The 1,021-nt window shown below is 73.7% G+C and carries 1 protein-coding gene; it reads right to left on the bottom strand.

Going from position 1 to position 1,021, the window contains the following annotated elements; genetic code table 11:
- Positions 1-183: 183 nt before the first annotated feature.
- Positions 184-801, bottom strand: a complete 618-nt coding sequence (locus A3IC_RS68715) for a hypothetical protein (protein WP_020551302.1) — start codon at positions 799-801, stop codon at positions 184-186.
- Positions 802-1,021: the final 220 nt, after the last annotated feature.

Below are 1,021 nucleotides of genomic sequence, written 5' to 3'. Positions count from 1 at the left end.
CGGGGGCGCTGACGCGCCGGGACGCGGCCGAACTCGGCGGCCCCGGGGGAAAGCTGGTTGCTCACCGCAGCCAATCCATTGACCGGCGGCCCGCCGTACCGGGGTCGTAGGGTGGCCGGCTGGGTCCGGCTCGGAGGCGCGTCGGCTTCGGGGGCGGGCACACGAGTCCCGGGGGTTCGGGGCTCAGGGTGCGTCGTGTCTGCTGCGGTCGAATCGGTGGGCGAGGGTTGGGCCGGTCGGGGAGGCGGGCGGGCGGAAGGTCAGGGTGACTCGGGCGCCGGGGCGGCCGGTGGCGTCGGCCGTCAGCGACGCGCCGGTGAGGGTGTGCAGGCGCACGGTGCCGGTGCCGGCGTGTGCGGCAATGCTCGGGCGGGCCCGGACCGCCGCCAACGGGCCGTCGGGGCCGGTCATCCGGCTGGTCGGGCCCCCGGCGTGGTGCAGTTGCACCATGCCGGGGCCCAGCACCAGGTATTGCAGGTCGTGCACCAGAACCCGGCACGCGACCACCGACGCGGCAGGGGTGGCGTCGTGCGCGAGGTCGCAGCGAGCCCCGTGCAGCGCGGCGGTCTCGGCGATGGTGTCGGCCAGACAGTCGCTGATGCCCCGATCCGGGCGGTCGGTCAGCCGGGCCAACAGATGCACGCCCAGTCGGCGCAGGAACCAGTCCATGCCATGCCCACACCCGCCCACCGGCTCACTCGACGCGGCGGCCACCACCACGGCGGCCTCGGGCGTGGTAAGCGCGAACGCGCGCTCTCCGGAATCGTTTCGTGGGTCGACGACGACCACCTCGGCATGCACGAAGATCAGTCTTGAGGACGAAGGCCCATCCGGACAGAGACACAACACCGATTGACCCAAACGTGCGCCCCCAACCCAGCCCACCCCGACCCGCCACTCCCCGGCGCGTCAGCGCCCCCGACCCACCCCACCCCAGTGATCGACGCGCGAAGCGCGGAGAGCGGCGGAGCCGCAAAACGTGGACGGTGTGACCCGGAGCGAAGCGGAGGGACACACCGTC

Origin of the sequence: Embleya scabrispora DSM 41855 (genome assembly GCF_000372745.1) — a bacterium.
Classification (GTDB): Bacteria; Actinomycetota; Actinomycetes; order Streptomycetales; family Streptomycetaceae; genus Embleya; species Embleya scabrispora.
Note: the sequence above shows the minus strand (reverse complement) of the source record. Positions and strands in the feature narration are given on the sequence as shown.